Source organism: Ancylobacter sp. (assembly GCF_965249975.1).
Taxonomy (GTDB): Bacteria; Pseudomonadota; Alphaproteobacteria; order Rhizobiales; family Xanthobacteraceae; genus Ancylobacter.
Map to the genome: position 1 here is coordinate 138,940 of NZ_CBDFNE010000015.1, position 24,815 is coordinate 163,754.

The following is a 24,815-nucleotide window of genomic DNA, read 5'->3' on the forward strand; positions in this document are numbered from 1 at the left end:
CGGGGTATCAAGCCGGAGGTGCTGCGTGAGCGATCCTGAGACCCGTGAGGCGACCGCGCGCCCGCATGTCGTCATCGTCGGCGCCGGGTTCGGCGGGCTGGAGGCCGCGCGCGGGCTGGCCAAGGCGCCGGTGAACGTGACGCTGATCGACCGACACAATTACCATTGCTTCCAGCCGCTGCTTTACCAGGTGGCGACCGCCACCCTCTCCCCTGCGGACATCGCCTGGCCGATCCGCCATATCCTCTCGCGCCAGCCCAACATCACCATGCTGATGGCGCGAGCGGAGGGGGTGGACCGCGCGCGCCGCGAACTGCTGACGAGTGAAGGCCCGCTCCGCTTCGATTTCCTCGTCCTGGCCACCGGGGCGACGCATTCCTATTTCGGCCACCCGGAATGGGCGCGCTTCGCGCCGGGGCTGAAAGATATCGAGGACGCCACCCAGCTGCGCCGGCGCATCCTGCTCGCCTTCGAGCGGGCGGAGGTCGCCACCGCGCCGGAGACAAGGCGGCGCCTGCTCACCTTCGCCATCATCGGCGGCGGGCCGACGGGCGTGGAGCTCGCCGGCTCCATCGCCGAGATTTCCCGCCACGCGCTGGCGCCGGACTTCAAGCGGGTCGATCCGCGCACCGCACGCATCCTGCTGATCGAGGCGGGGCCGCGGCTGCTCCCCACCCTGCCGGAGCGGCTTTCCGCTCATGCGCGCGAGCGACTGGAGGCGATGGGGGTCGAGGTGATGACCGGGCGCCCGGTGGTCGATATGGGCGCCGACCATGTGACGCTGGAAGGCGGCGAGACCATTGCGGCCGCGACCAAGATCTGGGCGGCCGGGGTGCGGGCCTCACCGGCGGCGGAATGGCTCGGCGTCGCCGCCGACCGGGCCGGGCGCTGCCGGGTCGCGCCCGATCTCAGCGTGCCGGGCGCGCCCGATATCTTCGTCATCGGCGATGCGGCGGCGGTCACCGATTCCGAGGGGCGGCCGGTGCCGGGCATCGCCCCCGCTGCGAAGCAGATGGGCGACCATGTCGCCGCCGTCATTGCGGCGCGGCTTTCCGGCGACCCCGCGCCGGGCTTTCGCTACCGCCATGCCGGCGACCTCGCCACGATCGGGCGCAATGCGGCAGTGGTGAAGCTCGGGCGGATTGAGTTGACCGGCTTTCTCGGCTGGATGTTCTGGGGGCTCGTCCACGTCTATTTTCTGGTCGGCGCGCGTAACCGCATCACCGTCGCCCTGTCCTGGCTTTGGAACTACCTCACCTATCAGCGCGCGGCCCGGCTGATCACCGGCGATGCCGAACCCGCGCCGGTGCGGGAGATCGGGCCGGAGCCGGAACATCTGCACCCGCCGGGGTGAGGCCGCCGGCCTCAGGCGAAACAGCGGTTGAGCGTCGCCTCATCATCCAGCACCCGGAAGGTCAGACGGCTGCCGGTCATGTCCAGCGGGCGGATGGCGATCCACCGGCCGGCTTCCGTCACCAGATTGGCGCGTCCCGCCGCCTTGGCCTCGGTGAGGACGGCGAGTTCCGACCGCACCTCACCGACGGCGCCGTCGCTTTCGAAGCGGATCTCGAAGCTGGCCGTCGCCGAGCCGAAGTCGCTGGCGCGCAGCCACCCCTTCGCCTGGATCGTCCTGACCATCGTCACGCCTCGCTCGGTGAACGTTTACGCACTTCAAGCAAAACACTACGCGCGAGGCATTGATGCGGATCACATTCGCGCGTGACATTGGCGGGCCGCCGGGCGGCGGAGCGCAACGCCTCCTCTCTTACGGCCGGAACGGGCGAAGGTTCCCGCATGAATCGAAAGGCGTTAGCGGAAGGGGGATGGCCGCGCCTGCCCGTCACCCTGCCCGGCGCACCCGTGGCCGAACGCGGCGCGATGGTATCCCTCGCCCGCCGGCGGGGACGGAGCCGTGTTACAGTGAGACATCGTCGGTGATCACCAGCACGCCGGCGACTGGGAGAGTTCGGGCCTGTCTCGTCGCGCTTTCGCTGAACTCCCCTCTTCAAGGAGACGGCGCATGGCGTTCGAAATGTCCGCGACCGGCAGCCGCTTCGCCATCGACGAGGCCTTGGCCGGGGCCGCCTATGAGCCCGAGGATGTGGCGCTGCTCGACGCCGCCTTCACCCGGGCCTGCAACGAGGCGTCCCAGCGCCTCGCCCTCGGTGAGGGCATTCGCAGCCTGCTGGCCTTCGCCGTCCTCGAAGGGGCGAAATCCGGGCTGCGCGATCCCGAACACCTGACCTCCTTCGCCCTGCGCGCTTTGCCGAGCTTCCGCGCGCAGGAAGCAGGCCGCTAGCTCGTTCCCTTTGCACGAGGCACAGAAAAAGGGCCGCTTGCGCGGCCCTTTCAATGTACGCCCGAGGAGAAGAGCGCTCAGAACTTGTAGTTCAGGCCGGCCTTGACGGTGTGGAAGGTGGTCTTGGCATCCAGCGCGCCATAGACGCCCGGGGCCAGGAAGCCGGCAATCGCCGTGTTCTCGCCGAGATCGACGTAGAGATATTCGGTCTTCAGCGTCCAGTTGTTGTTGATGGCGTATTCGAAGCCACCACCAACGGTCCAGCCCCAATTGGTGTCGTCAGCGGATTCGCTGAACAGCAGGCCCGGAGCGGTGACGCCGATGCTGTGCTTCACCTTGCCATAGGCCGCGCCGCCGGTGCCGTAGACCAGCAGATGGTCGAAGGCGTAGCCGAGACGGGCGCGAATGGTGCCGAACCACTCGATTTCCGAACCGGCCGAGGCCGACAGGTTGGCCGGGATCAGCGGGACGGAAAGGCCGGCATTCGCCTTGCCTTCAATGCCCGACCACTGGAAATCGGCCTCGACGCCGAGCACCACATTGTTGGTGAACTGATAGTTGTAGCCGATCTGCGCGCCGCCGAAGAAGCCGCTCGAATCCACCGTCGCCGAACCGCTGGCGATGGGCAGGCCGTCGGCCGTGACCGAGAACGGGTAGTCGAAATCATTGCCGCCAAAGCCGACATTGGCGCCGAGATAGAAGCCGGTCCACGAGAACATGGGCTCGGCGACGATGACCTGGGCCTTGGTCGGATAGGGCAGATCCGCCGCCATCGCCGCCACCGGCATGGCGGCGCTCATCAGGACGGCTCCCAGCAGTACATTCTTCATTTCGCTTCCCCCAGTGTGATTACGTAGCGGCAAATGTACCGATTTGGCGGGATTCGCGTAGTGCAAATGAGCAACACTCGCTTAGATTGAAATGAAAATCGGAGCGATGCCGTACCATGTTACGTGAAACACTACGATTACACCGCACATTTTGGCTTCGAATCCTGCATAAAGACTCAAATAAGGTATTATGATCATTACTTGATGTAGGACTATTTTACCTTCCTCAGCGGAATCCTCGCAGGATAGGTTGCGCCTCTGCCGGCTCGGCAGCATCACCCTGGCACTGGTTTTGCTAGCTTTGGCGTCCCGCCCGGCGCATGAAGGCCGGACGTCCTTACCAGCGTGAACAGGCCATCATGGGACCCCAGGTCGTACCCGTTGCCTCCGACAGCTCCTGCCCGACCCATGCCGACGTGGTGATCGTCGGCGGCGGCATTATCGGCGCCACCAGCGCGCTCTATCTCGCCGAACGCGGCCTCAAGGTGGTTCTGTGCGAGAAGGGCCATATCGCCGGCGAGCAATCGAGCCGCAATTGGGGCTGGTGCCGCCAGGCCAAGCGCGACCCGCGCGAATTCGAACTGATCCGCGAGGCGCTGCGGCTCTGGCGCGGCATGGACGCGCATATCGGCGCGGCCACCGGCTTCACCACGACCGGCATCCTGTTCGCCGCCAATGACGCGAAGAAGGAAGCCTCCTTCGCCGACTGGGTGAAGGAGGCCGCCGGCGCCGGCATTCATGCCGAGATGGTCAGCGGTTCCCGGCTGGCGGAGCATATGCCCGGCGATACAAAGCCGCCGCCCGCCGCGCTCTGGTGCGCGTCCGACGGGCGGGCCGAACCGCAGAAGGCCGCGCCCGCCATCGCCGAGGCGGCGCGAAAGCGCGGCGCCATCATCCTCACCGATTGTGCGGTGCGCGGCGTGGAGACCGGCGGCGGAAGGGTGATCGCCGCCGTGACCGAGCGCGGCCGCATCGCCACCTCGACCGTCGTCGTCGCCGGCGGCGCCTGGACGCGGCGGGTGCTGCGCGATGTCGGCATCGACCTGCCGCAATTGAAGGTGCGCGCCAGCGTGCTGCGCACCTCGCCGGTAGAGGGCGGCCCCACGCCGGCGCTGTGGGACCATGATTTCGCCTTCCGGCGCCGGGAGGATGGCGGCTACACCATCGCCAATGGCCATGTGAACGTGGTGCCGATCGTGCCGGACAGTTTCCGTTTCGCCCTGCCCTTCCTCCCTGCGCTGCAGATGGAATTCGCCTCGCTGCGGCTGCGGCTCGGGCCGCGCTTCATCACCGAATGGCGCGAGAGCGCGCGGCGCCCCTTCGACGAACCCTCGGTCTATGAAGCGGCGCGGGTGCTCGACCCGACGCCGGACCAGGGCTATCTCGACCAGGCCTTCGCCGCGCTGAAGCGGCGCTTTCCGGCCTTCGCGCAGGCGCGGATCGTGCAGAGCTGGGCCGGCTTCATCGACGCGACGCCGGACGCGGTGCCGGTGATTTCGCCGGCCGACACGGTGTCCGGCCTCATCGTCGCCACCGGCTTTTCCGGCCATGGCTTCGGCATCGGCCCGGGCGCCGGCCATCTCGTCGCCGATCTCGTCACCGGCGCCACGCCGATAGCCGATCCCCTGCCCTACCGTCTGTCGCGCTTCTTCGACGGCTCGCGGCCGCGCCCGATGGCGGGGCTCTGACCCGCCACCCGTCGATCCGCCCACCCGCCGATCCGTCACCCCCCGAGCGGAACACGCCCATGGTCCAGACCCTCGCCCGCCGCCCCCTGCCCCGCTCGCTCTACCGGGAGACGGCCCCGCCCGCGCCGGAAACCGCCGCGCTGGCGGGCGACACGCGCGCGCGGGTGGCGATCATCGGCGGCGGCTATACCGGCCTTTCCGCCGCGCTGCACCTCGCCGAGGCCGGCGTCGATACGCTGGTGCTGGAAGCGAGCCAGATCGGCTGGGGCGCCTCCGGCCGCAATGGCGGGCAGGTCAATCCCGGGCTGAAATGGGACCCGGAGGAGTTGGAGCGCGGCTTCGGCGCCGAGCTCGGCGGTCGGATGGTGCGGCTCGGCGATGAGGCCCCCGGCCTCGTCTTCGACCTTATCGCCCGCCACCGCATCGACTGTGCGCCCAAGCGCGGCGGCACGCTGCGCGCCGCGCTGTCGGAACGCGCCGCCAAAGGCGTGCGTGAATTCCAACGGCAATGGGCGGCGCGCAGCGCCGATGTGGTGATCGCCGAGGGCAAGGAGATGGCGCGCCTCACCGGCACCGGCTTCTATCCTCTCGGCGCGCATGACCGGCGCGGCGGGCAGGTGAACCCGCTCGCCTATTGCCGCGGCCTTGGCCGCGCGGCGCTGAAGGCCGGCGCCCGCCTGTTCACCGACACCCCGGCGCTGCGTCTGGCGAAGGCGGGCAGCGGCTGGCTCATCGACACGCCGGGCGGCCGGGTGACGGCCGAGCGCGTCATTCTCGCCACCAATGGCTATAGCGACGACCTCTGGCCCGGCCTGCGGCGCAGCGTGATCCCGGTCTATTCCTCGATCACCGCCACCGAGCCACTGCCGCCGGAACTCGCCGCGCCGATCATGCCGAACGGCGTGGTGCTGTACGAGATGTCGGCCTCCTACGCCTATTACCGGCTGGACGATGCCGGCCGCTTCGTCATGGGCGGGCGCAGCGTGCTGCGGCCGGCCACCGCTCAGCAGGATTTCCGCGCGCTTGTCGAACAGGCGACGCGGCTGTTCCCGGTGCTGAAAGCGGTGGAATGGACGCATCGCTGGAACGGACAGGTGGCGGTGACCTGGGATCACCTGCCGCATCTGCATGAGCCGGAGCCGGGGCTCACCATCGGGCTCGGCTATAATGGGCGCGGCGTCGCCATGGCCACCGCCACCGGGCGCATGCTCGCCCGCCACGCCGCCGGGGGCGGGGCCGAGGCGCTCGACCTGCCCGTCACCCGCATCCGGCCGATTCTTGGCCATGCCGCCTGGCCGCTGGCGGTGAAGGCGCGGCTGAAATGGGACCGTCTGCGCGAGACCTTCGGCGGCTGAGGAAAGGCGGCCCGCCGCCTTTCCGCTCGGTTGCCTCTTCTCAGCCGCCGGTGCCGCGCAGCCGCTCGGAGCGGCGGCGCAGCAGTTCCAGCGTCAGCATCAGCAGTGCCGCGAACAGCACCAGCAGCGTCGCGGCGGCGGTGATGGTGGGCGAGATCTGCTCGCGTATGCCGGAGAACATCTGGCGCGGCAGGGTGCGCTGGTCCGGGCTGGCGAGGAACAGCGCCACCACCACCTCGTCCCAGGAGGTGACGAAGGCGAACAGCGCCCCCGACGTGACCCCCGGCGCGATCAAGGGCAGCGTCACCGTGCGGAAGGTTGTCCAGGGCGAGGCGCCGAGCGAGGCGGCGGCGCGGGTGAGCGAGCGGTCAAAGCCGGTCAGCGTCGCCGTCACGGTGATGACGACGAAGGGCGTGCCGAGAATGGCGTGGGCGAGAACGAGCCCGAGATAGGTGTTGTTCAACCCCACCGCCGCGAAGCCGAAGAACATCGCCACCGCGACGATGACCACCGGCACGATCATCGGCGAGATCAGGATCGACAGGATAAGCCCGGCGAAGGGCACATTGCCGCGCGACAGGCCAAGCGCGGCGAGTGTGCCAAGCCCGGTGGCGATGAGCGTCGAGAACACCGCGACGATGCCACTGTTCTGCAGCGCGATACGCCAGCGCTCATCGGTGAAGAAATCGATGTACCAGCGCAGGCTGAGCCCCGGCAGCGGATAGGTGAACCAGGGCTCGCTGGAGAAGGAGAGCGGCATGATCACCAGGATCGGGCCGACGAGGAACAGGAACACCAGCGTGCAGAACACGGCGAAGAAGAAATAGGTCAGTTTCTCGCGCGGGGTGGCGTAGGACGGTGCCAGCATGTCGATCAACCCAGCTTTACCTTGTCGATGCCGACCACGCGGTTGAACACCGCATAGAGCACCAGCGTGATCATCAGCAGGATGCCGCCGAGCGCCGAGGCCTGGCCCCAGTTCATCTCGCGGTTGGTGTAGAGCGCGACGAAATAGCTGACCATCTGGTCCTGCGGCCCGCCGACCAGCGCCGGGGTGATGTAGTAGCCGAGCGACAGGATGAAGGTGAGCAGGCAGCCGGCGCCGACGCCCGGCAGGGTCTGCGGCACATAGACCGAGACGAAGGCGGTGAGCGGCCCGGCGCCCAACGAGCGCGCCGCCCGCAGATGCGAGGGCGGGATCGACTTCATCACCGAATAGATCGGCAGGATGGTGAAGGGCAGCTGGATATGGGTCATCGCCAGCACCGTGCCGAAACGGTTGAAGATCAGCTGCACCCGTTCCGTGGTCAGGTGCAGCGCCAGCAGAATGTCGTTGAGCACGCCATTGCTCTGCAACAGCACGATCCACGCCGTGGTGCGCACGAGAATGGAGGTGGTGAAGGGCAGCAGCACCAGGATCATCAGCACATTGGCGTGGCGAGGCGGCAGGATCGCCAGCAGATGCGCCACGGGATAGCCGAGCACGAGCGTTGCCAGCGTCACCACGAGGCTGATGGAAAGGGTGCGGATGAAGATGTCGATGAAGATGGACTGGTCGGCGAAATTCGTCGTCACCGCCCCGCCGGCGTCCTGCCGCAGGTCGACCGAGGTGAGCAGATAATAGGGGGTGAGCGTCTGCCCCGCCCGCTTCATGATCGCCCAGAACTCGACCGAGCCCCATTCGGCGTCGCTGGCGAGGAACTTCTCCTTCCACGGCCCGCCGCCGCCGGCATCCATGAGACGACCAGCTTTGAGGAAGCGCGAGCGGGCACCCGGCACCTCATAATTGATGCGCTTGCCCACCAGCGCGGTGGTGCGGTCCTTCTGCGTCTGCACGAGATCGGTGGCGAAGGCGGCGAACACCTCTTCGCCGGGCGTCTCCCGCCCGTCCCACCCATTGAGCGCGGCAATGGTGCGCGGCATGGTCTCGCGCACCTCGGTGTTCTCCACCGCCCGCAGCAGCATCAGCCCGATCGGCAGCGCGAAGACCGCCAGCACAAACAGCAGCAGCGGGGCGACGAGCGAGAAGGAGCGCAGGCGGTTCACCCGCTCGGCGCGCCGGAGCTTGGTCTTGAGCGAGGTGCGGTCCACAGCGGGTCCGGCCTCGCCCGGAAGGGCGGCCACGGCCATGTCGAGAAATCCCCCTCGGTTGCTGCCGCGGCCTTGCCCCGGAGGGCGGCGCGGTCGGTGAGCGGCCGAGGCACCGAGAGCCCCGGCCCGCCTTCCGCCCGCCCCCAAAAGGAGCGGGCGCGTGTTCAGGACGCGCGGCGGCTAGCCGCCGGCGCGCCTGGGGTCACTGGGCGATCCAGGTGTTGAAGCGCTTCAAGAGCTCTTCCTTGTTGTCGCCCCAGAACACCGGATCGTTGGCGAGCGCGGTCTTGGCGTTCTCCGGCGCGGTCGGCAGGTCCTTCAGGATGTCGGGCGCGACCAGCGGCGTGGCGGCGAGCAGCGCCGGACCATAGGAGATGTACTTGGTCTGCGCCGCCTGCGCCTCCGGGCTGGAGGCGAACTGGACGAATTTGTAGACCGCGTCGAGGTCCTTCACGCCCTTGGGGATCGCCCACAGGTCATAGTCGAGCAGCTGGCCGTCCCAGACGATCTTGAAGTTCTTCTTGTCCACCTTGTTGGCGTTGAAGATACGGCCGTTCCAGGCGGTCGTCATCACCACTTCACCGGACGCGAGCAGCTGCGGCGGCTGGGCGCCGGCCTCCCACCACACGATGTCCTTCTTGATGGTGTCGAGCTTCTTGAAGGCGCGGTCGACGCCTTCCTTGGTCTTCAGCGTCTCATAAACCTTGTCGGCCGGCACGCCATCCGCCATCAGCGCGAATTCGAGATTGCCGAAGGGGGTCTTCTGCAGCGCGCGCTTGCCCGGCCAGGTCTTGGTGTCGAACAGGCCGGCAATGGTCTTCGGACCGTCCTTCAGCTTGTCGGCGTCATAGGCGTAGATGGTGGAATAGATGATGGTCGGGATGCCGCATTCGAAGGTGGAGCCCTTCACGAACGCCGCCTCGCCGCCGAATTTGGAATAGTCGATCGGGAGGAGGAAGCCCTCGTCGCAGCCCTGCTGCGCGGTGGCGGCGTCAACGTCGACGGCATCCCAGGTGGTGTTGCCGGATTCGACCATGGCGCGGATGCGCGCCGCCTCGCCATTATATTCTTCCTGGGTGATCTTGGTGCCGGTCTTGGCGGTGTAGGGCTTGAAATAGGCCTCGTCCTGGCTGGTCTGATAGGCGCCGCCCCAGGAGGTGATGGTGAGGCCGTCCGCCGCGAAGGCGGTGCCGCAGGTCGCCGCGAGGGCGAGCGCGGAGAGGGTCATCGTCAGCGACTTCAACTGCATGGTCATTCCCTTTGGGTCTAGGGGGCGAAGGTCTGGGGGCGGAGGTCTCAGGCCGCGTCGAGGGCGCGGCAATCCTGCGCGCGCCATGCCAGCGGGATGCGGGAGCCGACGGCGAGGACCGGGCGGTCCTCGACATTGCCGACCTTGACGACCATTTCGGCGCCGCTATCGAGCACGCAGCGCACGCGCACATGGTCGCCGAGATAGATCGTCTCGGCGATGACGGCCTCGAAATGGTTGTCGAGCGAACCACCGGGCGGGGCGATCTGCACCCGCTCGGGCCGGATGGAGAGCAGGCAGTTCTCCCCCACCCCGGCCGCCTCGGTCAGTGTGGCAGTGACGACATCGCCATTGGCGAGCACCACCGAGCACAGCGCGCCATTGGCCGCCTCGATGCGGCCGGGCAGCCGGTTGTTCTCGCCGATGAACTGGGCGACGAAGGAATTGGCGGGGTATTCATAGAGTTCGGACGGCGGCGCCACCTGCTGGATGATGCCGGCATTGAACACGGCGACGCGGTCCGACATGGTCAGCGCCTCGCTCTGGTCGTGGGTGACATAGACCACGGTGATGCCGAGCCGCTCATGCAGATGGCGGATTTCCATCTGCATGTGTTCGCGCAGCTGCTTGTCGAGCGCGCCGAGAGGCTCGTCCATCAGCACCAGCTTGGGCTCGAACACCAGCGCCCGTGCCAGCGCGACGCGCTGCTGCTGGCCGCCGGAAAGCTGACCCGGCATGCGTGCGGCGAAGCTGCCGAGATGCACCATGTCGAGCGCCTTGGCGACGCGGTCGGCGATCTCCGCCTTCGGCCGGCCCCGCACCTTCAAGGGATAGCCGACATTCTGCGCCACGCTCATGTGAGGAAAGAGCGCGTAGTTCTGGAACACCATGCCGATATTGCGCTTTTCCGGCGGCAGCGCGTCGATGCGGGCGCCGTCGAGCATGATGTCCCCGGAGGTCGGCGTCTCGAAGCCGGCGAGCATCATCAGCGTCGTCGTCTTGCCTGAGCCGGAAGGGCCCAGCATGGTGAGAAACTCGCCGCGGCGAATGCGCAGGCTGAGGTCCTTCACCACAAGCGTTTCGCCGTCATAGCTCTTCTGCACGCCGGCGAACTCGACGAAACTGTCATTGGCGCTGACCGCAAGCTTCATGCTTCCTCCTCGGACGAGCCGCGCGGAACGCCCCGGAACGGCAACCTTCCATCGCCGACCCGAGCTTCCGCCTGCCCCTGCCTCCGCAAAGGTCGTGCCAAGCGGAACGGGAAGGACACCGGAGCAGGCGAAGCCGATTTCTTGCTGCGTTCTCCGTTGCTTAGCGTGACTTGGCCATGATTGACGCAGCGGCAGCCAGCTGGGGCGGCGCCCCCACGGCAGCGCGCCGCATGGCCGCCGGTGCCGGGATGGGGAAGGGGCACTCACGCGGCGGGGCAGCGCGCGAACGCTTTGATTGATGCGCAATTAGGCACGCCTCTTTTGCAGCCTTCGTGTCACGCGGCAGGCGGCGAAAGGTCGGCCTTTGAACAGCTTCCGCCCCCGCGGGCGAAGCTCCTGGCATGGAATGCCGGGGGTATGAGCGGGGCAGCGCGCATGCCCGATTCGTCATGCGGACTGAACGTAGGCGACCTTCGCCTAAGGCGGCGGCGGACCGCGATGAAGAATGAGCCTTTTCCTGCCGCAGGCGCGTTGCCCCATGGCGCGAAGGGCACCGCAGTGGCGGGCGGGCGAAACACCCTGCGCCAAAAGGCCCGCGTCCACTCTCGTCTCGCATCTCATGTATACAACGTCGCCTGATCTGCTTACCGACTTGGCGGTTCGAAACGGCCTGCCTACTATGTCGCCCTGTCGCTTCCGGGAGCCAGCCTATGCCGCGTGATCTTGCCTTCACCCTTGCCGGGCTCCGCGCTGCCTATGGGCGGGGGCTGCAACCGGAAGCGGTGATCGCGGAAGCGTTCCGCCGGCTCGACGCGCTGGGCGATCCCGGAATCTTCCTGCACGAGGCCCGCGCGCAGGCGCTGGCCGAGGCAAGGGCGCTGGGCGCGCCCGACGGGCGGCCGCTCTGGGGCATTCCCTATGCGGTGAAGGACAATATCGACGTGGCCGGCATGCCGACCACCGCCGCCTGCCCCGACTTCGCCTATGAGGCGACGGCCGACGCCTTCGTGGTGGCACGGCTGCGCGCCGCCGGCGCGATCTGCCTCGGCAAGACCAATCTCGACCAGTTCGCCACCGGGCTCGTGGGGGTCCGCACGCCCTATCCGGTGCCGCGCAACGCCATCGACCCGGCGCTGGTGCCGGGCGGCTCCTCCTCCGGCTCGGCGGTGGCGGTGGCGCAGAGTCTGGTGGCGTTCAGCCTCGGCACCGATACCGCCGGCTCCGGCCGCGTACCGGCGGCGCTGAACGATATTGTCGGGCTGAAGCCGAGCCTCGGCGCGCTGTCCTCCGCCGGCATGGTGCCGGCCTGCCGCACGCTCGACACCATCTCGGTCTTTGCCGGCAGCGTCGCCGACGCGTGGGAGGTGTTCGCGCTCACCGCCGGCTTCGATCCTGCCGATGCCTTTTCCCGCCCCCTGCCGCCGCCGCGCCTCGCATCGCTGCCAGAGGCGGTCACCGTGGCGGTGCCCGATGCGGCCAGTCTGCGCACCTTTGGCGACGAAGCGCAGGCCGCGCATTTCCACGCCACGGTCGAGCGGCTGCGCGCCCAGGGGGCGCAGGTGCGCGAGATCGATCTCTCGCCCTTCTACGCGGTGGCGGAGCTGCTCTATTCCGGCCCTTGGGTCGCCGAGCGGGTTGCAGCAGTGGGAAGCCGGCTCGTCACTGCGCCGGAAACCCTGCACGAGGTCACGCGTGCCATCCTCACCCCGGGGCTTTCTCTCTCCGCCGTCGATGCCTTCAACGGCCTATACCGGCTGCAGGAACTGCGGCGGGTCTGCGCGCAGGCGCTGGAGGGCGCGGATTTCCTCTGCGTGCCGACCATTCCCTGCTTCGTGACGCGGGATGAGATCGCCGCCGACCCGTTCGGGCCCAACAGCCGGCTCGGCACCTACACCAATTTCGTCAATCTGCTCGATCTCTGCGGCATCGCCGTGCCGACCGGGCCACGTGCCGACGGCCGGCCGGGGAGCCTTACCCTGTTGGCACGCAAGGGCGAGGACGGGCGCGCCGCTGCCCTGGCGCTTCGGGTCGAGCGCGCAGGCGCGGCGGTGACGCTCCCGACCGATGCCCACGGCCATGCGCCGGCGAGCGACGAGATCGCCCTTGCCGTCTGCGGCGCGCACATGGCCGGCCTGCCGCTCAATGGCGAACTCACCGCGCGCGGCGGCCGCCTGCTTCGCCCGGCGCGCACGGCGCCGCATTACCGGCTCTTCTCCCTGCCCGGCGGCCCGCCGGCGCGGCCGGGGCTGCTGCGCGCCACCGAAGGCGGCGCGGCGATCGCGCTGGAAGTGTGGGCGCTGCCGCGCGCCGCGGTGGGCGAGTTTCTCGCCGGAATCCCCGCCCCGCTCGTCATCGGCACGGTGGAGCTGGAAGATGGGCGCACGGTGAAGGGCTTCCTGTGCGAGCCGCACGGGCTCAAGGGCGCGCGCGACATCACCGCCAGCGGCGGCTGGCGCGCCGCGCTGGCGGAGGAATAAGCGGGGCTACCCCTTGGCCCCCTGGCCGCGGGCATAGACATCCTCATAGCGGATGATGTCGTCCTCGCCGAGATAGGTGCCGGTCTGCACCTCGATCAGCACCATCGGCACCTTGCCGGGGTTCTCCATGCGGTGGACCGCGCCCAATGGGATGTAGACCGACTGGTTCTCGGTGAGCAGCTGCGGCGTGCCGTCAATGGTGACGCGGGCGGTGCCGGAGACGACGATCCAGTGCTCGGAGCGGTGATAATGGCTCTGCAGCGACAGCGCCGCGCCGGGATGGACGACGATGCGCTTGACCTGAAAACGGTCGCCCAGCGCGAGCGTCTCGAACCAGCCCCAGGGCCGGTGATCCCTGGGGAAATGCTCGGCCTGCCGCGCGCCGCGCGCTTTCAGCGCCGTCACCGCCTGCTTCACCTCCTGCGAGCGCGAGCGGTCGGCCACCAGCACCGCGTCCGGCATGGCGACGACGAGCATGTCCTTCAGCCCGATGCCGACCAGCTCCAGCCCTTCCGCCTCGGAGCGCAGCAGCGAATCGGCGCAGTCGATGGCGGTGACAGGTCCATGGGCGACCACGTTGGCGGCATCCGCCTCGCCCTCGCGCATGACAGAGGCCCAGTCGCCGAGGTCCGACCAGTCGCCGGCGAAGGGCACCACGTCGAGATTGTCCGAGCGTTCCATGATGGCATAGTCGATGGAGATGTCTTCCGCCTTCTGCCATGGCTCCGGGGCGAGGCGGAGGAAATCGAGGTCGCTCGCCGCCTCGTCCAGCGCTTGCCGCACCGGGGCAAGCATGGCGGGGGCATGGGCCTCGAACGCCTTCAGCGCGGTCTTCACCGAGAACAGGAAGATGCCGGCGTTCCAGAGATAGTGCCCGTCCGCGAGCAGGGCGGCGGCGCGCGCCGCGTCGGGCTTCTCCACGAAGCGGCGCAGCGGCACCGGCGCAGGCGTGGCACCTTCCGGGGCATGGGCGAGTTCCAGCCAGCCATAGCCGGTTTCCGGCCGGGTCGGGCGGATGCCGAAAGTGACGATGCGCCCCGCTTGCGCCGCCGGCAGGCCGGCGCGCACCGCCTCGGAAAAGGCGGCGCTGTCCGGCACCACCTGGTCGGACGGCATGACGAGGAGCAGTGCCTGCGGGTCGCGTGCGGCGAGATACTGCACGGCGGCGAGAATGGCCGGTGCGGTGTTGCGCGCGCTCGGCTCGATCAGCACGGCACCGGCCGGAATGCCGGCCTCGGCCAGCTGTTCGGTGACGATGAAGCGGAAATCGGCATTGGTAACGATGACCGGCGGGCGCACATCCGGCCCGGAAAGGCGCCGGGCGGCGGCCTGAAACAGGGTCTCGCCTTCGCCAAGGGTGACGAACTGCTTGGGAAAACTCTTGCGCGACAGCGGCCACAGGCGCGTGCCGGAGCCGCCGCAGAGAAGAACGGGATAGAGATGAGCCATGGAGCCTTGGATGTCGCAGTGCGCCCTGTGGGCGCGGTGGGCCGTGCCGAGGCGCGAAGTGTGGGCGGGGCACGGCGGAAAGGCAAGGCGGCGCAAGCGCCTTGATCTCTTCTCCCAGAATCCGTATCGCCGCGCGGACGCGCTCCGCTCTCCGCGCCCGTGCTCAGGAAAGGCCCGGCCATGCTCACCTGCTTCAAGGCATACGACATTCGCGGCCGGCTCGGGGAGGAACTGAACGAGGCCATCGCCCGCCGCATCGGCCGCGCCTTCGCCGAGGGGCTCGGGGCGAAGCGGGTGGTGATCGGGCGCGACTGCCGCGCCTCTTCAGAAGCGCTAGCGGCCGCGTGCATCGAAGGATTGGTGGCTGGCGGCGTCGAGGTGCTCGATCTCGGCCTGTGCGGCACCGAGGAGATGTACGCCGCCGTGACCGATCTCAATGCCGATGGCGGCATCGAGGTGACGGCCTCGCACAACCCGATGGACTATAACGGCATGAAGCTGGTGCGCGCCGGCTCCGCCCCGCTCGACACCGCGACGGGGCTGGCGGCGATCCAGGCGCTGGCAGAGGGACCCGACCTGCCGGACCTGCCGGGTGGTCGGGTGGTCTCGGCGGAAGGCGCCCGCGCGGCCTATGTCGCGCGCGTGCTCTCCTTTGTCGACACGCGCGCGCTGCGCCCGCTCACCCTTCTCGTCAATGCCGGCAATGGCGCGGCGGGGCCGACCTTCGACGCCTTGGCGGACGCTCTTGAGGCGCGCGGGGCGCCGCTTCGCTTCATCCGCCTGCACCATGAGCCCGACGGGCGCTTTCCCAATGGCATTCCCAACCCGCTGCTCACCGAGAACCAGCCGGTGACCTCGGAGGCGGTGCTCGCCGCCGGGGCCGATATGGGGGTCGCCTGGGACGGGGATTTCGACCGCTGCTTCCTGTTCGACGAGACCGGCCGCTTCATCCCCGGCGAGTATATCGTCGGCCTGCTGGCGCAGGTGTTTCTCGCCAAGGAAGCGGGCGCCACCATCGTCCACGACCCACGCGTGATCTGGAACACGCAGGACCAGGTGGCCCGCGCCGGAGGGCGGGCGGTGCAGGCGCGCACCGGCCACGCCTTCCTCAAACAGGCGCTGCGCGACACCGGCGCCGTCTATGGCGGGGAAATGTCGGCGCATCACTATTTCCGCGACTTCATGTGCTGCGATTCCGGCATGATTCCCTGGCTGCTGGTCGCCGAGCTGATGGGGCGCAGCGGGCAAAAGCTGAGCGACCTCGTCTCGGCGCGCATGGCCGCCTTTCCCTCCTCCGGCGAGATCAATTTCCGCCTCGCTGATCCCGCCGGCGCGGTGGCGCGGGTGGAAGCGGCCTTCGCCGGGCAGAACCCGGCGCGTGACGAGACCGACGGTCTCTCGCTCGATTTCGGCGGCTGGCGGCTCAATCTTCGCCGTTCCAATACCGAGCCGCTGCTGCGGCTGAATGTGGAGGCCAAGGGCGATCCGGAGAAGGTGACGCGGCGGGTGGCCGAGATCACCGCCCTGATCGACGGCGGCTGACGCTCACCCCGGCGGCAGGGCAGCCACCACCTTGTCCGGCCAGGGATTGCGCCCCTCGCGCAGGAAGGCGAGCGTATCGCGCCAGAAGCCTTCGGCATGGCTGTCATGGAACAGGCTGAAATGACCGATCGCCTCCCTTCCGTAATCGGCGGGGGCAAGGCGCACCAGAGTGCGGCTTGCGCCGGTGTAGTAGCCGAGCGTGCGGGAGAGCGCCGGGACGGTGCCGAGCGGATCGTCGCTCATGGCCACGGCGAGGATATCGGCGCGCACCGCCGCCATGCGGGCCCGCACCGCCGCGCGCGCGGGCCCGGGATGGCTGGTCTCGAAACGCGGCCCGCGAAAGCTCCATTCATGGGCGACGCCGGCCGGCAAATCCTCCAGCCAGCCCAGCCGCTTGCCGGGAAAATAGCCGCACAGGGCGGTGAGCGCCGGCATGGCGACGTGCCATTTCAGGAACAGGCTGGCGCGCTGGCGCAGCGCGTAATCGCCCCACCACGCATATTGCGCCCCCATGGTGAGCAGCCGCGCGATCCGCGCGCCATTTTCGGCCAGACCGGGCAGGAATCCGCCGATGGAATGGCCGACGACCATGAGCGGCGCCGCCGTGCGCGCCGCCAGAAAGCCCAGCGCCGCATCGACATCACGCTCGCCCCAGTCCCGCCAGCGATAGCGGCAGCCGCGCAGCCGGGTCGGCCGCGAGAGGCCGATGCCGCGATAGTCGAAGGTGAGAACCTCGAAGCCATGGCCGGCGAGGAAGCGGGCATAGCGGTGATAATAACGCGCGGCCACCCCGGTGGCGGGGTTGATGACCACCGCGCCGTGGGCGGGGCCAGGCGCCGCCGCCCAGATGAGCCCGCCGAGTGAAACCCCATCCTGGCAGGGGATCGCCACCGCCTGCGGCGCGCCAAAGCCCATGCTGTCGTCTCCCGTCACCCCCTCGATATCGGGTCGACGGTCAGTTGCCGCTCCCACATTTTGGCAGACTATAGCGGCCCGAGGCGGGCCAAAGGCAAGCGTGTGACGCGCGCGGCGGGAGACTGAACAAGCGTTCGGCCCGGTCAGGGACCGGGCCGACGGCATAAGCAGCGTTGCGGCGCGCTCAGTTGGCGGCGCGCAAATTGGCTTCCACCTGCTCGCGGATCGCGGCGGCGCCGTTGCGGGCGGCGAAGCTCTCGGTCATGTTGCGGCCTTCGACCACCGTCTGGGCGGAAGTGGCCGGACGGGTCGCCGCCGCTTCCGCCGAGACGGCGCCGAGCACGAGCGTGGTGGACAGGACAGCGAGGGTGAGGAACTTGGTCATGGCGGTTCTCCTGATTTCCGGCCCGCTCCATGCGGTGCCGATGACCAGGAAAGGGTAGGCCCGCGCGAGGGCGGCCTCTATCACGCCTGCGCTTAGCCGGATCACCATTGCATGTGGCCGACCCCATCCCTTGGGATGATCTTCCCCATCCTCAGCGCCACAGCCGCGCCAGCGAACGCCTCACCTCGCGCACGCGGCGGCGCAGCGCGGTCTTGAGCCGGTCGAGCCGCAGCGCCGCCACCACGCGATCGCGAAGGGTGGTAAGCGTCACGATCACCCACGCCATCCACGGCACGGTCATCAGCTTCGAGCGGCCGGCGGAATAGATGCGCTCGATGATGACGAAGCTGATGAGATAGGCGAGCAGGAAGAGTACGCTTCCCGCCTTCGGCCAGCCATCGGCGATCCAGACCAGCGCAACGAGTTTCAGCGGTTCGATGGTGACATAGGCAACGACCAGCAGCACCAGGATCGTCGTCACCGAGCGCGCCGCGATCCAGTGCTCGAAGGTGCGCATGATCCTGAGCGCGGCGAGGCGGGCGATGAGCGGCCGGTAGAGCGGGCGCACCAGCTCGTCGAGCAGGATCAGCGGCGTGCAGAGAAGGCGGAACAGAATACCGAGGGCCCGCAACAGCGGCGGGGTGCGGCGCGCAGCGCTGTCACGGGCACTGCGGCGGGGCGGTGGGGAAGACGGCGCGGCGGGCGGGACGGGGGGCACCATTCCCTCCATATCGGCGCCCCGCAGGGCGATGGCTAGAGCTTTTGCCGACCTCGGGCGGGGCGGAGGCGCTAGAGGTCGAGCAGAAAGCGCTGGCGCGCCCGTCCGCGCAGCTGGAAGCCGATGCCCTTGGCGCGCATTTCGGTAATGATGTCGGCCGTGTGGCCTTCCGCGCCGACGATGTTCAGCAAGCTCTCGATCTCATGCAGCTGGTACTGCAGGCGAAACAGAAGATCGCGCTTGATCAGCGGCGCCCGAAGGAAGCGGCGGTAGAGAAACCCACCAGTGTGAATCTGCGAACGGACGACGACCGCGTCCGTCAGCTGGCGCAGCACCCTTTCCTGACGCGTCCTCGGACCTTCCTGAGCCGGACGCAGGTCGATCGGCAGATGGCCGAAGAGATCCTGCAGACCCATGGAATCAATGCCGGCCAGTGCCTCGCGCAGCTTGGCCGGTGTGAACAGAACCTCGGTGGAGCGGGCTAGGCGGAGCATGCGGCGCGAGCTGCCGACCTCGCCCTTGCTGATGGCCCAGGGCCGGGCATTCACCGGAAGATAGTCGCGCCAGAACTGCTGAAACGCCGGCTTCTCCAGCATGTAACGCGAGATCGAGTAGCAGAAGGACTGGAAATGGTGATGATACTCCCAGTTCTCATACGTCGCACAGACATCGCAGGGGGAGGTGGCGAGTCTGTGCACCATCTCGGCCAGACCGGTGCGGAAGTAATAGACACTGTCGTTCATCAGCAGCAGCCGCTCCGGCTCCCGCCCGGCAAATGACAGGATGGCGTCGCGGTAGCCGCCCATGTCGCGGCCGGAATTGTCCCGCAGCATGATCCGGTCGGCGAAGGGCCGCAGCTCGGCCAATCGCGCCTCGCTGAGCGGGTGATTGACCACCAGGGTCACATTGATCCCCGCCTCGGCCAGCGCTTCCAGCGCGTTGGTCACATACCAGGCGGTTGCCTGCGGCTGCCAGATGAGGAAAACAGCATGGACATGGCCGGGATGATGCCGCTCGCCGGGCACAATGACCGGTGTGGATTCGAGACCAAGCCTGCGGGCGAGGCGGGCGCGCAGGATCGGCATCCGGTATTCAGCCAGGTACACATAGGTCTTGCCAAACCGGATTTTCATGAATCTTCCGTCTTGGTGCTCACGCCAGCGTCCTTCACCCAGGATAGGCCAGCGGACAGAGGGCTTGGCAAGCCTATTGGGCCGAAGAATGTCCGCCTCTCTTGCGCACTACGCTCTTACCGTCAAGAAGCCACGCGGTCGCTGCGCACACTCATCCGCCGATTGTGCCGGCGTGCGGCGCGCCAACCTCACCGTCCCGTAGTCGCCTGCTCCGCCTCAAGGCAGGTGAGGCTCGTCGTGGGAAACACCTCTTCAGGCGTGGCGCACAGGCCGCTTCGCCCCAGCCACCGGCCGAGCGCCGGCTCGGCGGTAAGCACCGCGAAGGGCACGGCGGCGAGCAGGGCGACGAGCACGGGCAGCGCCCAGGGCAGCGCACCCGGCGCGAAGCCCGCGAGCAGTGCGGCCAGCGACGCACCGAACAGGAATTGCGGCCACAGGCCGGCAAGGGCGGTGCGCCAGGACAGGCGCTCGGCATCGCGCGCCTGCGCCTCCCAGGTCACGGTGCGGCCGAAGGCGAGGCCGATCATGAACAGCGCGATACGGAAGGCCACGACCGGCCCCAGCAGCACGGAAAAGACGAACTCCGCCAGCGCGCCCCCCGCCAGCCGGGCGGTGCCACCATAGCGCGCACGCTCGCCGGCCCGCAGCAGCACGTCGAGCAGACCCGCGACCTTCGGCGCGAGGCTCATCGCGAACATGGTGGCGAACAGGGTGAGCCCCAGCGCGGCGGGAAAGGGCGCGTCCGCCCGCTCGGTGTCGAAAACTTTAAGCGCGGCGAGGGCGACGAAGGCCATCCAGGCGAAGGCGCCGAGATACATCAGGATCGCCCAGGCGATCTGGAACCGGCTCATCGGCCGGAGGCCGGGCAAGGCCAGCAGGCGCCAATACTGCATGTTGCCCTGGCACCAGCGCAGATCGCGCCGGGTGAATTCGGTGAGGTGCGGCGGGTTTTCCTCGAAACTGTCCATTTCCTCCGGCAGCACCCTCACCTCATAACCGGCGCGGCGCATGAGCACCGCCTCGATCTGGTCGTGCGAGAGCACATGGCCGGCGAGCGGCCCCTTGCCCGGCAGGACGGGGAGCTGGCAATACGCCTTGAACGGGGCGATGCGGATGACGGCGTTGTGCCCCCAATAGGGCCCGCAATCGCCCGCCCACCAGGATGCACCCATGGTGTAGGAGCGCATGCCGTGGCGCATGCCGAACTGGAAGATGCGGGCGAAGGGCGAGCGGGAGGGCAGGCCGACGACGAGGCTCTGCAGGATGCCGAGGCGCGGATGCGCCTGCATGATGCGCACGAGGCGCAGCGTTGCCTCGGCGCCGAGGAAGCTGTCGGCGTCCAGCACCAGCATGAAGTCGTGCGCGTCGCCCCAGCGTTCGAGAAAGTCCCGTATGTTGCCAGCCTTGAAGCCTTCATTGCTGGTGCGGCGGCGGTAGTGCAGCGCAGCCCCTTCGCCGCGTTCCACCTGCCAGGTGGCGAACAGCGCTTCCTCCTGCGCCGCGATCTCCGGCCGGGTGGTGTCCGACAACACGAACCAGGCGAAGGCCTCGCCTGCACCGCTGGCGACGAGCGCGCGCTCCATGGCGCGCAGCCGCGCGAAAGCCCGGGCGGGATCCTCGTTGCGCAGCGTCATGACCATGGCGACGCGGGCGGTGATCGGCGCCTCCTCCGCCGCCCGCGTGGCATAGGGATAGACCGAGCGGCGCGCGTCGCCGGGCCCGTGCAGGAGCCACAGGCCGATGAGGGCGTTCCAGAAGCCGAGAATGGTCCAGGGCGTGGAGAGGCAGAAGGCCGCCAGCAGCAGCCCATCCAGCAGGGTGAACCCGCCATGGGCGAGGAGATGGGCGAACAGCGCCACGAGGGCGGCATAGGTCGCCGCGATGAGGGTGAAGACAACCACGCGGCGCTGGGTGAGTTGCCGGGCGGACTGCACGCCGGTGGGGGTGCGGCGCTCGGCGCGGCCTGCGGAAATGAAGCGTCCTTCGGCGAGATTCTCGTCCAGACTCATGCGATCCTCGGCTCGGCGCGGGCGCGCGGCCACCATGGCCGCACCCGGGGCTTGTACGCGCCCCGTCGTGGGCGGTTCACGTGCATGTGGGATCTAACCGCACCGTGATGCTGTTATGCACGCGAATAAGGGCAGGGGGTGACGGTTGATGGGCGGCACGGCGGAGATGGCCACACAGCTCTGGTGCGTGGCGCCGGGGCGGTACGAACTGCGCCACGCACCGCTGCCCCCGCCGGTCGAGGACGGGCTTCTCATTCGCAGCCTTGTCTCGGCGGTGAGCCGGGGCACCGAGCGACTGGTGCTGGAAGGCGCTGTGCCGCCAAGCGAACATGAGCGCATGCGCGGCCCGTTCCAGAACGGGGATTTCCCGTTTCCGGTGCAGTATGGCTATCAGAGCGTCGGCGTGGTCGAGGCCGGACCGGCGGCATGGCGCGGCCGCATCGTCTTCGCGCTTTTCCCCCATCAGGACCGCTACCGCCTGCCCGTGACGGCGGCGATGGAGGTGCCCGAGGGCCTGCCGCCGGAGCGCGCCGCGCTCGCCGCCAATATGGAGACGGCGCTGAATGCGCTGTGGGATTCCGGCGCCGGGCCAGGAGACCGGATCACCATTGTCGGCGGCGGTGTCGTCGGCCTGCTGGTGACCGCGCTCGCCGCGCGCTTGCCCGGCGCCGAGGTGACTCTGGTGGATGTGAACCCGGCCCGGGCCGACATGGCGCGCGCGCTCGGCGCCGCTTTCGCCCTGCCCGACGCCGTTACCGACGAGGCCGATGTCGTGTTCCATACCAGCGCCACCGCCAGCGGCCTCGCCACCGCTCTGGCGGCGGCGGCGTTCGAGGCGAAGGTGGTGGAGGTGAGCTGGTATGGCGGCCACGCGCCCGCCGTGCCGCTGGGCGAGGCTTTCCACAGCCGGCGCCTGCAACTGATCGGCTCGCAGGTGGGTTCCGTATCTGCGTCACGGCGGCCGCGCTGGCCGCATGCGCGCCGGCTGGCCAAGGCGCTCACCCTGCTCGACGACGCGCGGCTCGACCCGCTGGTCACGCATGTCGTCGCTTTCGATACGGCGCCGCAACGGCTGCCGCCACTTCTGACCGGGGGCGAGGACGCGCTGGCGATCCTGCTCGATTACCGATGAGGGATGCCATGTACAGTGTCGAAGTCCGCGATCGCATCATGATCGCCCATTCCCTGCCCGACCCGTTCTTCGGCCCGGCGCAGGGCCTGCACGGCGCGACCTTCGTGGTCGATGTCGCCTTCTTCCGCGAGACGCTGACGGCGCAGAATGTCGTCGTCGACATCGGCGCCGCGCTCGACGTGCTGAAAAAGACGCTGGCGCCGCTCGCCTACCAGAATCTCGATACGCTGCCGCAATTCGCCGGCATCCTCACCACCACGGAATATCTCGCCCGGCATATCTTCGATGCCATGGCGGCGGCGGCCAAGGCCGGCGCGCTGGGGGCGGACGGGCAGGGGCTGACCAAGATTCGCGTGACCCTGCATGAGACCGACCTTGCGCGCGCCAGCTTCGAATCCGGCCTCGGCTGAGGCGCGGGCGTGAACGACTTCGCCTTTGCCATACCCGGCGACCTCGACCTGCCGACCGGCGGCTATGCCTATGACCGCCGGGTGATCGCCGAAGCGCCGCGCGCCGGCGGAACGCTGACCCATGTCGCGCTACCCCGGGGTTTTCCCTTCCCCTCGCTGGCGGAGCTGGAGGCCAGCGCCGCCCTGCTGCGCGCGTTGCCACCGGGCCAACCCGTGCTGATCGACGGTCTCGCCCTCGGCGCCCTGCCGGCATCGCTCTTGCGCGGGCTTGAACGGCCGGTGGCGGCACTGGTGCATCATCCGCTGGCGCTGGAAGCCGGGCTGAGCGACCACCAGCGGGCGCAGCTTCACGCCAGTGAAAAGGCGGCGCTGGCAGAGGCAGCGGCGGTGATCACCACCAGCCCCGCCACGGCGCGCGACCTGATGCGCGATTACGGCGTGCCGGAAAGCCGGCTGCACGTTGCCGTGCCGGGAACAGACCCCGCCCCGCGCGCCATCGGCACGGCCCGGCCGCTGCGGCTGCTCGCCGTCGGCTCGGTGATCCCGCGCAAGGCGCATGGGCTGCTGGTGGAGGCGCTGGCGGAGCTGGCGGAGCTGGACTGGCAGTGCCACATCGTCGGCGCCACCGACCGCGACCCCGCCGAGGCCGCACGGGTGGCGGCGCTCATCGCCGCCCATGGGCTCGGCGCCCGTGTCCGGCTGACGGGCGCGCTGTCGACCGAGGCGCTGGCCGGCGAATTCGACGCCGCCGACCTTTTCGTCACCGCCTCGCTGTTCGAAGGCTATGGTATGGGGCTGACCGAGGCGCTGGCGCGCGGCTTGCCCATCCTTGCCACCCGCGCCGGGGCCATTCCTGATACTGTGCCGGCGGAGGCCGCTCTGCTGGTGGAGCCCGGCGATGCGCGGAGCCTGCGCGACGGGCTGCGTGTTCTGCTCGAGGATACCCCCCGGCGCAGGCAGCTCGCCGATGCGGCGTGGCGCCACGCCCAAACCCTGCCCAGCTGGACCGAGACCGCCGCGGCGCTGCTCGCCGCGCTGAAGGAGATGCCCCGATGAGCGGCTTCGCTGCCGACTGGCTCGCTTTGCGCGAGAAGGTGGACCACGCCTCCCGCAATCCCACGCTCGCCGCGCGGGTGCGGGCGCATTTCGCCGGGCGTGACGCGCTCACCATTGTCGATCTCGGCTGCGGCACTGGCTCCAATCTGCGCGGCCTCGCCCCCGATCTGCCGCCCCGCCAGCACTGGCACCTGATCGACGGCGACGCGGCGCTGCTGCAGCGGGCGCGTGAAACCCTCGCCGACTGGGCGGAAGAGGCGCAAGCCGACGGCGAGCGGCTGCGGCTGCGGCGCGACGGGCGGGAAATCGTGGTGAGCTTCGAACGCGCCGACCTCACCCGCCGCGAGCTCGACTTCAGCGCAGTAGGTGCGGAGCTTGTGACCGCCGCCGCGCTGCTCGATCTCGTGTCGGAGAGCTGGCTGGAGCGCCTCGTCGCGGCGCTGGCGGCGGTCAAGCTGCCGCTTTATGCCGTGCTGAATTACGATGGCGAGGCGGAATGGCAGCCCGCCGACCCGCTGGACGGGCGGGTGATCGCCGCCTTCAACCGCCATCAGCGCGGCGACAAGGGGTTCGGGCCGGCGCTCGGCCCGGCCTCAAGCGAGGCTTTGGCGCAACTGCTGCGCCAGCACGGCTACCGCTATGGCTCGCTCACCAGCCCCTGGGTGCTCGGTCCCAGTGAGGCCGAACTCATCCGCGCGCTGACCGATGGCTTTGCCCAGGCGGCGGGCGAGATCGAGCCTGAACGGCAACCCGCCTTCGCCGCCTGGGCGAAGGCGCAGGCGGGGGCGCAGAAGGTGCGGATCGGCCATCGCGACGTGTTCGGCCATCTCTAGGTCATTTCACTGTTTCATGGAAACGGTGAAATGATCTAATTCTTTGTTTTGTCGCGTTTTCTTCACGCGAACCGGAATCCACTTCGCTCGAAA

22 protein-coding genes are annotated in these 24,815 nt (G+C 68.8%); 10 read left to right on the forward strand and 12 right to left on the reverse strand.

Annotated features, from left to right (window positions below):
• Positions 1 to 25 precede the first annotated feature (25 nt).
• Entirely contained in the window at positions 26 to 1,354 is a 1,329-nt protein-coding gene (locus tag ACP2AH_RS11505; protein ID WP_425105925.1) for an NAD(P)/FAD-dependent oxidoreductase, read from the forward strand.
• An 11-nt stretch (positions 1,355 to 1,365) separates the two neighbouring features.
• Here the strand turns inward: ACP2AH_RS11505 and ACP2AH_RS11510 are convergent, their stop codons facing one another.
• Positions 1,366 to 1,638, reverse strand: coding sequence for a hypothetical protein (locus ACP2AH_RS11510; protein WP_425106157.1), 273 nt, complete (start codon positions 1,636 to 1,638; stop codon positions 1,366 to 1,368).
• A 382-nt stretch (positions 1,639 to 2,020) separates the two neighbouring features.
• Between ACP2AH_RS11510 and ACP2AH_RS11515 the strand changes: the two genes are divergently transcribed.
• Positions 2,021 to 2,299, forward strand: coding sequence for a hypothetical protein (locus ACP2AH_RS11515; RefSeq protein WP_425105926.1), 279 nt, complete (start codon positions 2,021 to 2,023; stop codon positions 2,297 to 2,299).
• A gap of 77 nt (positions 2,300 to 2,376) precedes the next feature.
• Here ACP2AH_RS11515 and ACP2AH_RS11520 read toward each other — a convergent pair whose 3' ends face one another.
• The gene (locus tag ACP2AH_RS11520) at positions 2,377 to 3,129 is read right to left on the reverse strand and encodes an outer membrane protein (RefSeq protein ID WP_425105927.1); all 753 of its coding nucleotides are present in this window, start codon (positions 3,127 to 3,129) and stop codon (positions 2,377 to 2,379) included.
• Between the two features lie 356 nt (positions 3,130 to 3,485).
• On the opposite strand from ACP2AH_RS11520, the gene ACP2AH_RS11525 reads away from it, so the two are divergent.
• Positions 3,486 to 4,817, forward strand: a complete 1,332-nt coding sequence (locus ACP2AH_RS11525; protein ID WP_425106158.1) for an NAD(P)/FAD-dependent oxidoreductase — start codon at positions 3,486 to 3,488, stop codon at positions 4,815 to 4,817.
• Between the two features lie 59 nt (positions 4,818 to 4,876).
• Positions 4,877 to 6,172, forward strand: a complete 1,296-nt coding sequence (locus ACP2AH_RS11530) for an NAD(P)/FAD-dependent oxidoreductase (protein ID WP_425105928.1) — start codon at positions 4,877 to 4,879, stop codon at positions 6,170 to 6,172.
• 40 nt (positions 6,173 to 6,212) lie between these two features.
• Here the strand turns inward: ACP2AH_RS11530 and ACP2AH_RS11535 are convergent, their stop codons facing one another.
• The 4 genes from ACP2AH_RS11535 to ACP2AH_RS11550 form a co-directional block, all read right to left on the reverse strand.
• Entirely contained in the window at positions 6,213 to 7,040 is an 828-nt protein-coding gene (locus ACP2AH_RS11535; protein ID WP_425106159.1) for an ABC transporter permease, read from the reverse strand.
• Positions 7,041 to 7,045: 5 nt separating this feature from the next.
• Complete coding sequence (locus tag ACP2AH_RS11540) at positions 7,046 to 8,302, reverse strand: ABC transporter permease (RefSeq protein ID WP_425105929.1); 1,257 nt, start codon at positions 8,300 to 8,302, stop codon at positions 7,046 to 7,048.
• Positions 8,303 to 8,465: 163 nt separating this feature from the next.
• Positions 8,466 to 9,512 carry an ABC transporter substrate-binding protein gene (locus tag ACP2AH_RS11545; RefSeq protein WP_425105930.1) on the reverse strand — a complete coding sequence of 349 codons (1,047 nt, stop codon included), beginning with the start codon at positions 9,510 to 9,512 and terminating at the stop codon, positions 8,466 to 8,468.
• Between the two features lie 47 nt (positions 9,513 to 9,559).
• Entirely contained in the window at positions 9,560 to 10,663 is a 1,104-nt protein-coding gene (locus tag ACP2AH_RS11550; RefSeq protein ID WP_421699164.1) for an ABC transporter ATP-binding protein, read from the reverse strand.
• A 710-nt stretch (positions 10,664 to 11,373) separates the two neighbouring features.
• Here ACP2AH_RS11550 and atzF point away from each other — a divergent pair.
• Complete coding sequence (atzF, locus tag ACP2AH_RS11555; protein WP_425105931.1) at positions 11,374 to 13,140, forward strand: allophanate hydrolase; 1,767 nt, start codon at positions 11,374 to 11,376, stop codon at positions 13,138 to 13,140.
• A 6-nt stretch (positions 13,141 to 13,146) separates the two neighbouring features.
• Here atzF and ACP2AH_RS11560 read toward each other — a convergent pair whose 3' ends face one another.
• Entirely contained in the window at positions 13,147 to 14,589 is a 1,443-nt protein-coding gene (locus tag ACP2AH_RS11560; protein ID WP_425105932.1) for a mannose-1-phosphate guanylyltransferase/mannose-6-phosphate isomerase, read from the reverse strand.
• 180 nt (positions 14,590 to 14,769) lie between these two features.
• Here ACP2AH_RS11560 and ACP2AH_RS11565 point away from each other — a divergent pair, with 180 nt between their 5' ends.
• The gene (locus tag ACP2AH_RS11565; protein WP_425105933.1) at positions 14,770 to 16,131 is read left to right on the forward strand and encodes a phosphomannomutase; all 1,362 of its coding nucleotides are present in this window, start codon (positions 14,770 to 14,772) and stop codon (positions 16,129 to 16,131) included.
• A gap of 3 nt (positions 16,132 to 16,134) precedes the next feature.
• Here the strand turns inward: ACP2AH_RS11565 and ACP2AH_RS11570 are convergent, their stop codons facing one another.
• The 5 genes from ACP2AH_RS11570 to mdoH form a co-directional block, all read right to left on the reverse strand.
• The gene (locus ACP2AH_RS11570; protein WP_425105934.1) at positions 16,135 to 17,046 is read right to left on the reverse strand and encodes an alpha/beta fold hydrolase; all 912 of its coding nucleotides are present in this window, start codon (positions 17,044 to 17,046) and stop codon (positions 16,135 to 16,137) included.
• A 184-nt stretch (positions 17,047 to 17,230) separates the two neighbouring features.
• A complete protein-coding gene (locus tag ACP2AH_RS11575) occupies positions 17,231 to 17,431 on the reverse strand; it encodes a hypothetical protein (RefSeq protein ID WP_425105935.1) in 201 nt (66 codons plus the stop codon).
• A gap of 151 nt (positions 17,432 to 17,582) precedes the next feature.
• Entirely contained in the window at positions 17,583 to 18,152 is a 570-nt protein-coding gene (locus ACP2AH_RS11580; protein WP_425105936.1) for a hypothetical protein, read from the reverse strand.
• A gap of 68 nt (positions 18,153 to 18,220) precedes the next feature.
• On the reverse strand, positions 18,221 to 19,282 hold the full coding sequence (locus ACP2AH_RS11585) for a rhamnan synthesis F family protein (protein ID WP_425105937.1): 1,062 nt from the start codon (positions 19,280 to 19,282) through the stop codon (positions 18,221 to 18,223).
• A gap of 188 nt (positions 19,283 to 19,470) precedes the next feature.
• The gene (gene mdoH / locus ACP2AH_RS11590) at positions 19,471 to 21,291 is read right to left on the reverse strand and encodes a glucans biosynthesis glucosyltransferase MdoH (RefSeq protein WP_425105938.1); all 1,821 of its coding nucleotides are present in this window, start codon (positions 21,289 to 21,291) and stop codon (positions 19,471 to 19,473) included.
• Between the two features lie 148 nt (positions 21,292 to 21,439).
• Between mdoH and ACP2AH_RS11595 the strand changes: the two genes are divergently transcribed.
• The 4 genes from ACP2AH_RS11595 to ACP2AH_RS11610 are packed head-to-tail and all read left to right on the forward strand — an operon-like array spanning position 21,440 to position 24,722.
• A complete protein-coding gene (locus tag ACP2AH_RS11595) occupies positions 21,440 to 22,423 on the forward strand; it encodes a zinc-dependent alcohol dehydrogenase (RefSeq protein ID WP_425105939.1) in 984 nt (327 codons plus the stop codon).
• 8 nt (positions 22,424 to 22,431) lie between these two features.
• A complete protein-coding gene (locus ACP2AH_RS11600; RefSeq protein WP_425105940.1) occupies positions 22,432 to 22,833 on the forward strand; it encodes a 6-pyruvoyl trahydropterin synthase family protein in 402 nt (133 codons plus the stop codon).
• A 9-nt stretch (positions 22,834 to 22,842) separates the two neighbouring features.
• Positions 22,843 to 23,889 (forward strand): glycosyltransferase family 4 protein, encoded by a 1,047-nt coding sequence (locus ACP2AH_RS11605; RefSeq protein WP_425105941.1) that lies wholly within the window; start codon positions 22,843 to 22,845, stop codon positions 23,887 to 23,889.
• Positions 23,886 to 24,722, forward strand: coding sequence for a class I SAM-dependent methyltransferase (locus ACP2AH_RS11610; protein WP_425105942.1), 837 nt, complete (start codon positions 23,886 to 23,888; stop codon positions 24,720 to 24,722). Before ACP2AH_RS11605 ends, ACP2AH_RS11610 begins: the two co-directional genes overlap by 4 nt.
• The last annotated feature ends 93 nt before the right edge of the window (positions 24,723 to 24,815 follow it).